The sequence below is a fragment of the Mycobacterium sp. ACS4331 genome, assembly GCF_001667265.1.
Lineage (GTDB): Bacteria > Actinomycetota > Actinomycetes > Mycobacteriales > Mycobacteriaceae > Mycobacterium.
Window position 1 is genome coordinate 55,603 of the sequence record NZ_LZHW01000065.1, and the last position, 12,002, is coordinate 67,604.

At 67.3% G+C, this 12,002-nt stretch carries 11 protein-coding genes and 2 tRNA genes; 5 read left to right on the plus strand and 8 right to left on the minus strand.

What is annotated here, in order from left to right:
* Positions 1 to 6: 6 nt before the first annotated feature.
* Positions 7 to 1,122, minus strand: a complete 1,116-nt coding sequence (locus tag A5727_RS15370; protein WP_068250900.1) for a cystathionine gamma-lyase — start codon at positions 1,120 to 1,122, stop codon at positions 7 to 9.
* A gap of 3 nt (positions 1,123 to 1,125) precedes the next feature.
* Complete coding sequence (locus tag A5727_RS15375; protein WP_068250907.1) at positions 1,126 to 2,136, minus strand: NAD(P)H-dependent glycerol-3-phosphate dehydrogenase; 1,011 nt, start codon at positions 2,134 to 2,136, stop codon at positions 1,126 to 1,128.
* 76 nt (positions 2,137 to 2,212) lie between these two features.
* On the opposite strand from A5727_RS15375, the gene cofC reads away from it, so the two are divergent.
* From cofC to mutT1, 3 genes are read left to right on the plus strand one after another with little or no spacing between them, the layout of a single operon-like run.
* Entirely contained in the window at positions 2,213 to 2,893 is a 681-nt protein-coding gene (gene cofC, locus A5727_RS15380) for a 2-phospho-L-lactate guanylyltransferase (RefSeq protein WP_068250992.1), read from the plus strand.
* A gap of 21 nt (positions 2,894 to 2,914) precedes the next feature.
* A complete protein-coding gene (locus A5727_RS15385) occupies positions 2,915 to 5,110 on the plus strand; it encodes an RNA degradosome polyphosphate kinase (RefSeq protein WP_068250909.1) in 2,196 nt (731 codons plus the stop codon).
* A 47-nt stretch (positions 5,111 to 5,157) separates the two neighbouring features.
* Entirely contained in the window at positions 5,158 to 6,072 is a 915-nt protein-coding gene (mutT1, locus tag A5727_RS15390; RefSeq protein ID WP_068250910.1) for an 8-oxo-(d)GTP phosphatase MutT1, read from the plus strand.
* Between the two features lie 64 nt (positions 6,073 to 6,136).
* Here mutT1 and A5727_RS15395 read toward each other — a convergent pair whose 3' ends face one another.
* From A5727_RS15395 to leuC, 3 genes are all read right to left on the minus strand, one after another.
* Positions 6,137 to 6,814, minus strand: a complete 678-nt coding sequence (locus A5727_RS15395) for an HU family DNA-binding protein (RefSeq protein ID WP_068250912.1) — start codon at positions 6,812 to 6,814, stop codon at positions 6,137 to 6,139.
* A 201-nt stretch (positions 6,815 to 7,015) separates the two neighbouring features.
* Positions 7,016 to 7,612: a 3-isopropylmalate dehydratase small subunit gene (gene leuD, locus A5727_RS15400; protein ID WP_068250916.1), complete on the minus strand. Its 597-nt coding sequence runs from the start codon at positions 7,610 to 7,612 to the stop codon at positions 7,016 to 7,018.
* Between the two features lie 24 nt (positions 7,613 to 7,636).
* A complete protein-coding gene (gene leuC, locus A5727_RS15405) occupies positions 7,637 to 9,064 on the minus strand; it encodes a 3-isopropylmalate dehydratase large subunit (RefSeq protein ID WP_197507672.1) in 1,428 nt (475 codons plus the stop codon).
* A 74-nt stretch (positions 9,065 to 9,138) separates the two neighbouring features.
* Between leuC and A5727_RS15410 the strand changes: the two genes are divergently transcribed.
* Positions 9,139 to 9,840, plus strand: coding sequence for an IclR family transcriptional regulator (locus tag A5727_RS15410; RefSeq protein WP_068250928.1), 702 nt, complete (start codon positions 9,139 to 9,141; stop codon positions 9,838 to 9,840).
* Here A5727_RS15410 and A5727_RS15415 read toward each other — a convergent pair.
* A complete protein-coding gene (locus A5727_RS15415) occupies positions 9,837 to 11,081 on the minus strand; it encodes an APC family permease (RefSeq protein ID WP_068250931.1) in 1,245 nt (414 codons plus the stop codon). The genes A5727_RS15410 and A5727_RS15415 overlap by 4 nt on opposite strands.
* 63 nt (positions 11,082 to 11,144) lie before the next feature.
* On the opposite strand from A5727_RS15415, the gene A5727_RS15420 reads away from it, so the two are divergent.
* The gene (locus A5727_RS15420) at positions 11,145 to 11,642 is read left to right on the plus strand and encodes a pyridoxamine 5'-phosphate oxidase family protein (protein WP_068250936.1); all 498 of its coding nucleotides are present in this window, start codon (positions 11,145 to 11,147) and stop codon (positions 11,640 to 11,642) included.
* Positions 11,643 to 11,702: 60 nt separating this feature from the next.
* On the opposite strand, the gene A5727_RS15425 is transcribed toward A5727_RS15420, so the two are convergent.
* A tRNA-Glu gene (locus A5727_RS15425) sits at positions 11,703 to 11,775 on the minus strand.
* Positions 11,776 to 11,847: 72 nt separating this feature from the next.
* Positions 11,848 to 11,919: transfer RNA gene (locus A5727_RS15430), tRNA-Gln, on the minus strand.
* Positions 11,920 to 12,002: the final 83 nt, after the last annotated feature.

A 12,002-nucleotide genomic window follows, 5' to 3' on the forward strand; every position in this document is an offset into this window, starting at 1 on the left:
AAGAGGCTACCGCCCCGTGTCCGACAGAGCGCGCTCGATGTCGGCCACCAGGTCGTCGGTGTCCTCGATGCCCGCCGAAATCCGGACGAATCCGTCCTTGACGTCATCACCCCACCGCGCCCGTCGATCGACGGAGGTGTGAATGCCGCCGAAACTCGTCGCCGCGACCAGCAGTTCGCTGCGTTCCACCAGTCGGTGCGCGGCCGCGGCGTCGTCAAGTTCGGCCGAGACCAGACCACCGAACCGCGCCATCTGGGTGCACGCGACCGGATAGGACGGGTCGCTGGGCAGTCCCGGGTACCGCACGGAGCGCACCGCGGGATGGCTGGCCAGCATCGTGGCCACGGCCTGTGCGTTGACACACTGGCGTTCGAACCGCAGGCCCGCGCTGCCGAGGCTGCGCAACACCAGCCAGGTGTCGAAAGCACCCAGCACCGCTCCCGACAGCAGACGCTCGCGCGCGACCGCCGCCATCAGGTCCGGTTGGCTGCCCGCGACATAACCCGACAGCAGGTCACTGTGACCCGACAACGCCTTGGTGGCGCTGGCGACCACCAGGTCCGCGCCGAACGAGAGCGGCTGCTGCGCCAACGGTGTCGCGGTCGTGTTGTCCACCACCAGCCGGGCGCCCTTTCGTCGGCAGACCATGCCCAGCTTGTGCAGGTCGACGACGTCGAGGCTGGGGTTCGCGGGGGTCTCCGCGAGCACCACGTCAGCGTGCTCGGCCTGTTCGAGCATGTCGTGACACGACGCCAAGTGGACCGTGATCCCTTGGGATGCAAGGTATTCGGTGGCATACGCGCGTACCTGGTAGTAGCCGTCGGCGGGTATCACCAGAACCGAACCCGGTGTGGTCAGGGTCCGCAGCACCGCACTGATCGCGGCCATGCCGGAGCCGAACACCAGGGCCTCGGTCGCGCCCTCAAGCTGCGCGAGCGCCGATTCCAGTTGCCGCCACGTGGGATTTGAGCTGCGCCCGTAGGTGTCGAGGACGGCGTCCTCGTCACCGGAGAGGTGGTACGCGGACACCGGAACCGGCGTCGCCATCACGGGCGCACCTGGAACCACCTGCGAGCTGACGGCTTTGACCGTCCGAGTCGAGGAACCGTAGGAATCCACCATGCCTCACTCCGGTTTGGTGCTGCGTCCGAGCAGCAGCGCGACTGCCTCGTACACCGAGAGTCCCCGGTGACACACGCGGTGCACGGCATCGGTCAGGGGCATCTCCACGTCGTAGCTCGCCGCCAGCGCGAGCACCGACTCACATGACGTCACCCCTTCGGCGACGTGGCCGCTGGTGGCCAGCTGCGCCGCCTCGATGGAGTCCCCATGCCCCAATCTCTCACCGAAGGCGCGGTTCCGCGACTGCGGCGACGAACAGGTGGCCACCAGGTCACCGACACCGGCCAGACCGGCCAGCGTCGCACCCTTGGCGCCCAACGCGATGCCCAGGCGCATGATCTCGGCCAGTCCCCGGGTGATGATCGCCGCGGCGGTGTTCTCCCCCAGGCCCACGCCCGCGGCCATCCCGCACGCGAGCGCGATCACGTTCTTGCAGGCGCCGCCGATCTCGGTGCCGACCACGTCGGAGTTGGTGTACGGACGCAGGTATCCGGTGCTCAGGGACCGCTGCAGAGTCACCGCGCGTCCGGAGTCGGTGCAGGCGATGACGGTGGCCGCCGGTTGCCCCACGGCGATCTCACTGGCCAGATTGGGACCCGACAGCACCGCGATCTGGTTCGCGTCGATGCCGGTGACCTGTGAGATGACCTGGCTCATGCGCATCAGTGAACCGAGTTCGATGCCCTTGGCCAGGCTGACCAACGTGGCGTCCGGAGCTATCAGCGGCACCCACGGCTCAAGGTTGGTGCGCAGCTTCTGCGCGGGCACCGCGAGCAGCACCGTGGTCACTCCGTCGAGCGCGGTGCCGGCGTCCGTGGTGGCCGTGATGCCCTCGGGCAGCGTCACGTCACCGAGGTACTCGGTGTTGGTGCGGCGCGAGTTGATCTCATCGGCCACCTCGGGCCGGCGCGCCCACAGCCGGACCTCGCTGCCGGCGTCAGCCAACACTTTGGCCAGCGCCGTTCCCCACGCGCCCGCGCCCATCACCGCCGCCGTACCCACCGTGCTGGCCATAGCTCCCTCGTCGACGAGAATGCACCTGTTGCATGTGCCCGTCAGCCTAGCGAGGACCGCTGGCAGGATGATCCACATGAGCGGCACGCACACACGCGCGCCGGGCGACGGCTCGGATGTTGCTGACATCGGGCTGGTCATCGCGGTCAAGCGGCTCCGAGCAGCGAAGACGCGGTTGGCGCCGGTCTTCTCGGCACAGACGCGCGAAGCCGTGGTCCTGGCGATGCTCGTCGACACCGTCGGCGCGGCGACCCAGGTCCCCGCCCTGGCGTCGGTGACAGTCGTCACACCCGATGCGGACGCCGCGGCCGCGGCCACCGGACTCGGGGCGCGGGTTCTCACGGATCCGACCCCCGAGGGGCACGGCGACCCGCTGAACAACGCCATCGCCGCGGCGGAGGCGGAACTGTCCACTGAGGTGTCCAATATCGTTGTGCTGCAAGGTGATCTGCCCGCCCTACAGCCACGGGAGCTCAGTGAGGCGATCGCGGCGGCCAGGAGACATCCGCGCAGTTTCGTCGCCGACCGGCACGGCACGGGCACCTCGGCACTGTTTGCATTCGGGGTGGCGCTGCATCCCGAATTCGGAACGGATTCTGCCGCACGGCATCGTCATTCGGGCGCCATCGAACTCACCGGCGCCTGGCCGGGACTGCGGTGCGACATCGACACCCCTGACGACCTGATCGCCGCCCGCCGTCTGGGCGTGGGGCCGGCCACCCGGCACGCGACGGATCGTGCGGGCCGAAGTCGCTAGCAACGCCTCGCGGCATGGGGGATGATCGACGGTGTGACCGACACCGACGCCGCCGACACCTCCGACACCGCCGTCGCGAACCGAACTGACGAGTGGCACGACAGAAGTTCGGCCCCGGAGGCGCCACCCGCGGCCACCACGAGCGCGGCCGTCGACGAGCTCCCCGAGGACCGGTACCTCAACCGCGAGCTCAGCTGGCTCGACTTCAACGCCCGCGTCCTCGCGCTGGCCGCCGACCCGTCGTTGCCCCTGCTCGAGCGGGCGAAGTTCCTGGCGATCTTCGCCTCGAACCTCGACGAGTTCTACATGGTCCGGGTCGCGGGCCTCAAACGCCGCGACGAGATGGGACTTTCGGTGCGCTCGGCCGACGGGCTGTCGCCGCGCGAACAACTGCGCCGCATCGGTGAGCGGACCCAGCAGGTCGCGAGTCGGCACGCCCGGGTGTTCCTCGACTCGGTGCGACCCGCGATGGCGCAGGAGGGCATCGTCGTGGTCGGCTGGGCCGACCTCGATGAGGCGGAGCGCAACCGACTGTCGACGTACTTCCACGAGCAGGTGTTCCCGGTCCTGACACCACTGGCCGTCGATCCCGCGCACCCGTTCCCGTTCGTGAGCGGCCTGAGCCTCAATCTCGCGATCACGGTCCGGCAGCCCGAGGACGGCACGACGCACTTCGCGCGCATCAAGGTGCCCGACAATGTCGACCGGTTCGTCGAACTGCCCGGCGAGGACACCCCGTCGGGCCGGCCGGGCTACCGATTCCTGCCCATGGAGGAGTTGATCGCGGCCTTCCTGCCGGTGCTGTTCCCCGGCCTGGACATCGTCGAACATCACGCGTTCCGCATCACCCGCAACGCCGACTTCGAAGTCGAGGAGGACCGCGACGAGGATCTGCTCAAGGCGCTCGAGCGTGAACTCGCGCGCCGCAGGTTCGGCTCTCCGGTGCGCCTCGAGGTCGCCGACGACATGACCGAGCACATGCTCGAACTGCTGTTGCGCGAGCTCGACGTCGACCCCGGCGATGTCATCGAGGTGCCGGGACTGCTGGACCTGTCGTCGTTGTGGCAGATCTACGGAGTGGACCGACCGGCGCTGAAGGATCCGACGTTCGTGCCGGCCACCCCACCGGCCTTCGGTGAGCGCGAGACGCCCAAGAGCATCTTCTCGACACTGCGCGACGGTGACGTGCTGGTGCACCATCCCTACGACTCGTTCTCGACGACGGTGCAGAGGTTCATCGAGCAGGCCGCTGCCGATCCGAATGTGCTTGCCATCAAACAGACCCTGTACCGCACGTCGGGCGACTCCCCGATCGTCAACGCGCTGATCGATGCCGCCGAGGCGGGCAAGCAGGTGGTCGCGCTCGTGGAGATCAAGGCGCGCTTCGACGAACAGGCCAACATCAAGTGGGCCCGTGCCCTCGAACAGGCCGGCGTGCACGTGGTCTACGGCCTGATCGGGCTCAAGACCCACTGCAAGACCTGCCTGGTGGTGCGCCGCGAGGGTTCGGCGATTCGGCGGTACTGCCACATCGGGACGGGCAACTACAACCCGAAGACCGCACGCCTCTACGAGGACGTGGGCCTGCTGACCGCGGCACCGGACATCGGTGCCGACCTGACCGATCTGTTCAATTCACTGACCGGATACTCACGCAAGGTCAGCTACCGAAATCTCCTGGTCGCGCCCCACGGGGTGCGCAAGGGCATCATCGAGCGCATCGAACGCGAGGTGGCCGCGGTGCGCGAGGGCGCTGAAGGCCGAATCCGATTGAAGGCCAACGCCCTGGTGGACGAGCAGGTCATCGACGCGCTCTACCGGGCCTCACAGGCCGGGGTCCGGGTCGAGGTGGTGGTGCGGGGCATCTGCGCGCTGCGCCCGGGCGCGGAGGGTTTCTCGGAGAACATCGTCGTGCGCTCGATACTCGGGCGGTTCCTCGAGCATTCACGAATCATTCACTTCAAGGCCATCAACGAATTCTGGATCGGCAGTGCCGACATGATGCATCGTAATCTCGACCGCCGCGTTGAGGTGATGGCTCAGGTCAAGGATCCGCGCCTGACCGCTCAGCTCAACGAGGTGTTCGAGTCGGCCATGGATCCGGCGACGCGATGCTGGGAACTCGGCCAGGACGGGAATTGGACCGCCCTGCCGCATGAGGGCCAGACGGTGCGCGACCATCAGGTGTCCTTGATGAACAAGCACCGGCACCGCTGACGCAGGCCGACCCGATTCTGTCGGCGAATTGACCTGTAGGAGTTGAGGTGCCAAAGGACGCGTCCTCGCCGCCGGTGAAGGCTGCCGGAGCCGTGCTGTGGCGGCCCGGCGTTGACGGGCCCGACCACCCTGAGATCGCGGTGATCCATCGCCCGCGCTACGACGACTGGTCGCTGCCGAAGGGAAAGGTCGACCCCGGCGAGACCGAACCGGTGACGGCCGTGCGCGAGATCTGGGAGGAGACCGGATGTCAGGCGCAGCTGGGGCGCAGGCTTGCCACCGTGACCTATCCGATCGAGCAGGGCACCAAGATGGTGCGGTACTGGGCCGCGCGGGCGGTCGGCGGTGAGTTCCGGCCCAATCATGAGGTCGACAAACTCCTGTGGCTTCCGGTCGGCGACGCGATCACCAAACTGCGTTATCCACATGACCGCAAGGTGGTCCGGCGATTCAGCCGACATCCCGTCGACACCCGCAACCTGTTGATCGTCCGGCATGCCACCGCGGGCCGCAAGAGCCGCTACAAGGGCGATGATCGAAAACGGCCGCTGGATAAGCACGGCCGCGCCCAGGCTGAGTCTCTGGTGCCACTGCTGTTGGCATTCGGTGCCACCGACCTTCATTCAGCCGACCGGGTGCGGTGCAGGCAGACCATCGAACCGCTGGCCGACGAACTCGGTGTGAGCATCGCGGACGAGCCCGCGCTGACCGAGGAGGCCTATGCGGACAACCGAAAGCGCGCCCGCGCCCGCGTTCTCGAGATCGCCGAACAGCCGGGCACGCGCGTGATCTGCAGTCAGGGAAAGGTGATACCCGACCTGATCTCGTGGTGGTGCCAGAACGCCGGGGTCAAGCCGGACAAGTCACGAAACCGTAAGGGCAGCGTCTGGGTGATGTCGCTGGCCGGTGATCGACTGGTCGCCGCAGACCACATCGGCAGTCCCCTGGCGGACTCGGACTGAATCGGCCGCGGACACAAATACGCCGCGGGGGCACAGCTTCCCGCGGCGTATTCGTGTCGAGGTGTTACTTGCGACCCTTGGCCGGAGCCTTCTTGGCCGTCGTCTTGGTCGCGGCCTTGCGGGCCGGAGCCTTCTTGGCGGGCGCGGCCTTCTTGGCCGGAGCCGCCTTCTTCACTGCCGCCTTCTTCGCGGGGGCAGCCTTCTTGGCGACGGTCGCCTTCTTGGCCGGAGCCTTGGTGGCAGCGGCCTTCTTGGCGGGTGCAGCCTTCTTGGCCGGAGCCTTGGTGGCAGCTGCCTTCTTGGCCGGAGCCTTGGTGGCGGCCGCCTTCTTGGCCGGAGCCGCCTTCTTCACTGCGGCCTTCTTCGCGGGCGCAGCCTTCTTGGCAGCCGTCTTCTTGGCAGCCTTCTTGGCCGGTGCCGCGACCACGCCACGCTTCACAGCGGGGCCTTCGGCCGGGAGCTTTTGCGCGCCAGACACAACCGCCTTGAACTGTGCGCCCGGACGGAACGCCGGAACCGAGGTCGCCTTGACCTTCACGGTCTCGCCGGTGCGGGGATTGCGCGCGACACGCGGAGCACGCTTGCGCTGCTCGAAAACGCCGAAACCAGTGATGGTCACGCTGTCACCCTTGTGCACGGCGCGCACGATGGTGTCGACAACATGCTCGACGGCCGCGGTGGCCTGCCGGCGATCCGAGCCCAATTTCTCCGTGAGGACGTCGATGAGCTCTGCTTTGTTCATGCAAAAACCTCCGAAACCAGTGGCCCTGGTTGGACCGACTAGAGGACACGGTAAACCCTGCAATGGCTGATTTCCAAGAGCCACGCGCAGTTTCAGGTAATCCCAGCGAACTTTTTCTCAATCAGCTTGGGGCGCACCGATGGTGATTCCGGGGCCTCAGAACCTCGTTCACCGACCGCATTTCAGAGAGTCTTGATCGAATCAAGGGGCCGGGAGAGTCTTGGGCTTCCACTCCGGCCGACCCGCCTCATAGGACTCGATCGAGTCGAGTTTCCGCAGCGTAAGGCCGATATCGTCGAGTCCTTCGAGCAGTCTCCAGGCCGTGTAATCGTCAATGTTGAACGGCACCATTGTCGTTCCGGCGGTGACAATTCGATCTTGAAGATTCACAGTGATTTCCAGACCCGGGGACTGCTCGATGAGCTTCCACAGGAGTTCCACATCATCTTGGGAGACCTGCGCCGCCAGCAGGCCGGCTTTTCCGGCGTTGCCCCGGAAAATGTCGGCGAATCGGGACGAGATGACCACCCGGAAGCCGTAGTCCATGAGTGCCCACACCGCGTGTTCGCGCGAGGAGCCGGTGCCGAAATCCGGTCCGGCGACCAGAACCGAACCCCGGTCGAACGGGCTGACATTGAGAATGAAACTCGGATCGTTACGCCAGGCCGCGAACAGTCCGTCCTCGAAACCCGTTCGGGTGACGCGCTTCAAATAGACCGCCGGAATGATCTGATCGGTGTCGACATTCGACCGGCGCAGCGGGACACCGATGCCGGTGTGGGTGTGAAAAGCTTCCATGATCTTGAATCTCGCTCGTCTTCTCTAGTTCAGGTCTGCAGGTGAGGACAGGGTGCCGCGCACGGCTGTGGCGGCGGCCACCAATGGCGACACAAGATGAGTTCGGCCACCCTTGCCCTGGCGACCCTCGAAATTGCGATTGGACGTCGAGGCGCAGCGCTGTCCCGGCGACAGTTGATCGGGGTTCATACCCAGGCACATCGAGCATCCGGCCTGGCGCCATTCCGCCCCCGCCGCAGTGAAGATCTCGCCCAGACCCTCGGCTTCGGCCTGCGCCCGCACCTTCATCGAACCCGGGACGACCAGCATTCGGACCCCGTCGGCGACCCTGCGACCGCGCAGGACCTCGGCAACGGCACGCAGGTCCTCGATCCGGCCGTTGGTGCACGAACCGACGAACACGGTGTCCACCGCGATCTCACGCATGGGCGTACCGGGCGTCAAATCCATGTACGTCAGCGCCTTCTCAGCGGCCTGCTTGGACGCGTCGTCGGTCATCATCTCGGGATCGGGCACGGTCGCCGACAGCGGAACACCCTGACCGGGATTGGTCCCCCAGGTGACGAACGGGCTCAGCGTCGACGCGTCGATGTACACCTCGGTGTCGAATTCGGCGCCCTCATCGGTGCGCAGCCGATCCCATGCCGCCACGGCGTGATCCCAGTCCGCGCCGGTCGGTGCATGGGGGCGGCCCTTGAGGAATTCGTAGGTGGTCTCGTCCGGGGCCACCATGCCCGCACGGGCGCCGGCCTCGATGCTCATGTTGCACACGGTCATCCGGCCCTCCATCGACAGCGATTCGATCGCGCTGCCGCGGTACTCGATGACATGCCCCTGCCCGCCGCCGGTTCCGATCTTGGCGATCACCGCGAGGATGATGTCCTTGGCCGTCACCCCGGGCGGCAGCGTGCCGTCGACGTTGACCGCCATCGTCTTGAAGGGGCGCAGCGGCAGGGTCTGTGTGGCCAGCACGTGCTCGACCTCGGAGGTGCCGATGCCCATCGCGAGTGCGCCGAAGGCACCATGCGTCGACGTGTGGCTGTCGCCGCACACCACGGTCATCCCGGGCTGAGTCAGACCCAGCTGGGGCCCGATGATGTGCACGATGCCCTGCTCGGCATCCCCCATGGGATGCAGTCGAATGCCGAACTCCTCGCAGTTGCGCCGCAGCGTCTCAACCTGAGTCCGCGACACCGGGTCGGCGATCGGCTTGTCGATGTCGATCGTCGGAACGTTGTGGTCCTCGGTCGCGATCGTCAGATCCGGGCGTCGCACCGGGCGCCCGGCCAGACGCAGGCCGTCGAAGGCCTGCGGGCTGGTCACCTCGTGCACCAGATGAAGGTCGATGTAGATCAGGTCGGGTTCACCCTCGCCGGAGGCGACCACATGGTCCGCCCAGACCTTTTCGGCCATGGTGCGTGGTCTGCCGGTGGGCACTGCGTCGTTGGACATCGCATCTCAATTCCCCCGCGGCGCCGGATTGATTGGGCTGGCAATCTCAACATGCGGGACGTTAGTATCTCTCTGTGAGACAGGATAGCGGCATCGGCGTTCTCGACAAAGCCCTGGGCGTACTCCACTCGGTTGCCGAGTCCCCATGCGGGCTGGCCGAACTGTGCGAGCGCACCGGACTGCCACGGGCCACGGCACACCGCCTGGCCGCGGGGCTCGAAGTGCACCGCCTGCTCACGCGGGACACCGAGGGCCGCTGGCAGCTGGGCCCGGCACTCGTCGAACTCGCCGCGCACGTCAACGATCCGCTGCTGGCCGCGGGCACCGCGGTGCTGCCACGCCTGCGCGAGATCACGGGCGAGAGCGTGCAGTTGTACCGACGTGAGGGCACCTCGCGTATCTGCGTCGTGGCCTTGGAACCGCCTGCCGGTCTCCGCGACACCGTGCCCGTCGGCGTCCGGATGCCGATGACCGCCGGGTCGGGCGCCAAAGTCCTGCTGGCCTACAGCGATCACGCGACACAGCAGGCGGTCCTGTCCGGAGCCAAGTTCACCGATCGCGCGCTGGCCGAGGTGCGCAGGCGGGGCTGGGCGCAGAGCGTCGCCGAGCGCGAACCGGGCGTGGCGAGCGTCTCCGCGCCGGTGCGCGACGCCAAGGGCGCGGTGATCGCAGCGATTTCGGTGTCGGGCCCCATAGACCGGATGGGCCGGCGCCCCGGCGAACGGTGGGCCACCGACCTGCTCGCGGCGTCCGAGGCACTGACCCGCCGGCTCTAACCGGTGCGCCCCCGGCGCACGAGGAACACCGCCGCCCCCAGCGCCAGCAACGCGGCACCGGCCAGCACCGACGCCACCGGCAGGGTGAATGCGAGTACCGCGCAACCGATGCCGCCGACGATGGGGATCACCCGGGCCCGGCCCGGGGCGAGGGTGAACGCCGAGGCGTTGGCGATCGCGTAGTACACCAGCACGGCGAACGACGAGAATCCGATCGCCGACCGCAGATCCACTGTCGCGGCCAGGATCGCCACGACCAGCCCGATGGCGATCTCGGCGCGCTGGGGAACGGCGTGGCGGGGATGCACCGCGGCCAATGCGGCCGGGAGGTGTCCGTCCCGGGCCATCGCCAGCGTCGTACGCGACACCCCGAGCAGCAGCGTGAGCAGCGCACCCCCGGCAGCCGACACCGCGGCGACGCCGACAACCGGAACCAGCCAACCGATCTCGGCCGCCCGCACCGCATCGACCACCGGGGCCGCCGAGGCCGCCAGGCCGTCCGGACCCAGGGCCCCGAGCACCGCGGTCGCCACAGCCACATAGGCGATCAACGTCAGCGCCAGGGCGATTCCGACGGCGCGCGGTATGACACGCCCGGGGTCGCGCACCTCCTCGGCCATGGTCGCGATGCGGGCGTATCCGGCGAACGCGAAGAACAGCAGTCCCGCGGCCTGCAGGATCCCCGGCACCGACACGGGCGCATCGACGGCCAGCCGCTGCGCGTCGACCGCACCCGAGGAGAACACGGCGACCACCACGGCAGCGAGCACGGCCAGGACCACCGCGACGATCCCCCGCGTCACCCATGCCGACTTCTGCACGCCGACACAGTTGAGGGCCGTCATGGCGACGACGACGGCGACCGCGATCTCGCGGGCGTGGTCGGGCCAGGCGTAGGAGCCGACCGTCAGCGCCATCGCCGCGCACGACGCCGTCTTCCCGACCACGAATCCCCAGCCGGCCAGGTGCCCCCAGAAGTCGCCGAGCCGTTCGCGGCCATAGACATACGTGCCGCCCGAGACCGGATAGCGCACCGCGAGTCTGGCCGAGGACATCGCATTGCAGTAGGCGACCCCGCACGCGATCGCCAGCCCGATGAGCAGTCCCGAACCCGCGGCCCGGGCGGCCGGGCCGAGGGCCGCGAAGATCCCGGCGCCCAGCATGGCGCCCAACCCCACGGCGACGGCGTCGATGACTCCGAGACTGCGCCGCAGTTCGTCTGGCTGATGGGTGCTCGGCACGCTCGTCGACGCTACTGCGCCCTGTGGGCGTCGTCACGTCGATCACCTGACACACTGACGCGCATGGGAACCAATCAGCGCTCACAGATCGTGATGACCGACGACGAGATCACACAGTTCGTGACCGACAGCAGGACCGGGACGCTGGCCACCGTGGGGGCCGACGGACAGCCGCACCTCGTGGCCATGTGGTACGGCGTCGTCGACGGTGAGATTTGGCTGGAGACCAAGATCAAGTCGCAGAAGGCCGTGAACCTGCGTCGCGATCCCCGGTTCACATTCATGATCGAGGACGGCGACACCTACGACACCCTGCGGGGCGTGTCGTTCGAGGGGACCGTGGAGATCGTCGAGGACCCCGACACGATCTTTCGCGTGGGCGTCAGCGTCTGGGAGCGCTACACCGGCCCGTACACCGACGACATGAAACCAGCCGTCGACATGATGATGAACAAGCGCGTGGCTGTGAGACTCATCACGACGCGCACACGGTCCTGGGACCACCGCAAGCTCGGGATGCCGGCGATGCCGTTGTCGGGGTCCACCGCGCCCCAGGCGTGACATTCTGCAGCTACGCGAAAGGCCCCTCACAACCGAGGTTGTGAGGGGCCTTACTCGTTGTACCCCCGATGGGATTCGAACCCACGCTACCGCCGTGAGAGGGCGGCGTCCTAGGCCGCTAGACGACGGGGGCTAGAACTTCCGGAGGGTCAGCATAGCCGAAGCGTTGACGCTGACCTAATCCGGTTCTGATTGCTCAGAACCGCTGGGGTACCAGGACTCGAACCTAGAATGGCTGAACCAGAATCAGCTGTGTTGCCAATTACACCATACCCCATTGGCGACCTAATCGTGCTGGTCAGAACGCTTTCGACGGTTTCCCGCCGATCTGGTGGCGCTCGTTCCAGCCCTCAAGGGCCG

Excerpts from the sequence above, each read along its gene's own strand:
- cofC (WP_068250992.1), top strand. The coding sequence starts at position 2,213 with ATGAGCGGCACGCACACACGCGCGCCGGGCGACGGCTCGGATGTTGCT.
- leuD (WP_068250916.1), bottom strand. The coding sequence starts at position 7,612 with ATGGAAGCTTTTCACACCCACACCGGCATCGGTGTCCCGCTGCGCCGG.
- leuC (WP_197507672.1), bottom strand. The coding sequence starts at position 9,064 with ATGTCCAACGACGCAGTGCCCACCGGCAGACCACGCACCATGGCCGAA.
- A5727_RS15420 (WP_068250936.1), top strand. The coding sequence starts at position 11,145 with ATGGGAACCAATCAGCGCTCACAGATCGTGATGACCGACGACGAGATC.
- A5727_RS15375 (WP_068250907.1), bottom strand. The coding sequence starts at position 2,136 with ATGGCCAGCACGGTGGGTACGGCGGCGGTGATGGGCGCGGGCGCGTGG.
- A5727_RS15395 (WP_068250912.1), bottom strand. The coding sequence starts at position 6,814 with ATGAACAAAGCAGAGCTCATCGACGTCCTCACGGAGAAATTGGGCTCG.
- A5727_RS15385 (WP_068250909.1), top strand. The coding sequence starts at position 2,915 with ATGATCGACGGTGTGACCGACACCGACGCCGCCGACACCTCCGACACC.
- A5727_RS15370 (WP_068250900.1), bottom strand. The coding sequence starts at position 1,122 with ATGGTGGATTCCTACGGTTCCTCGACTCGGACGGTCAAAGCCGTCAGC.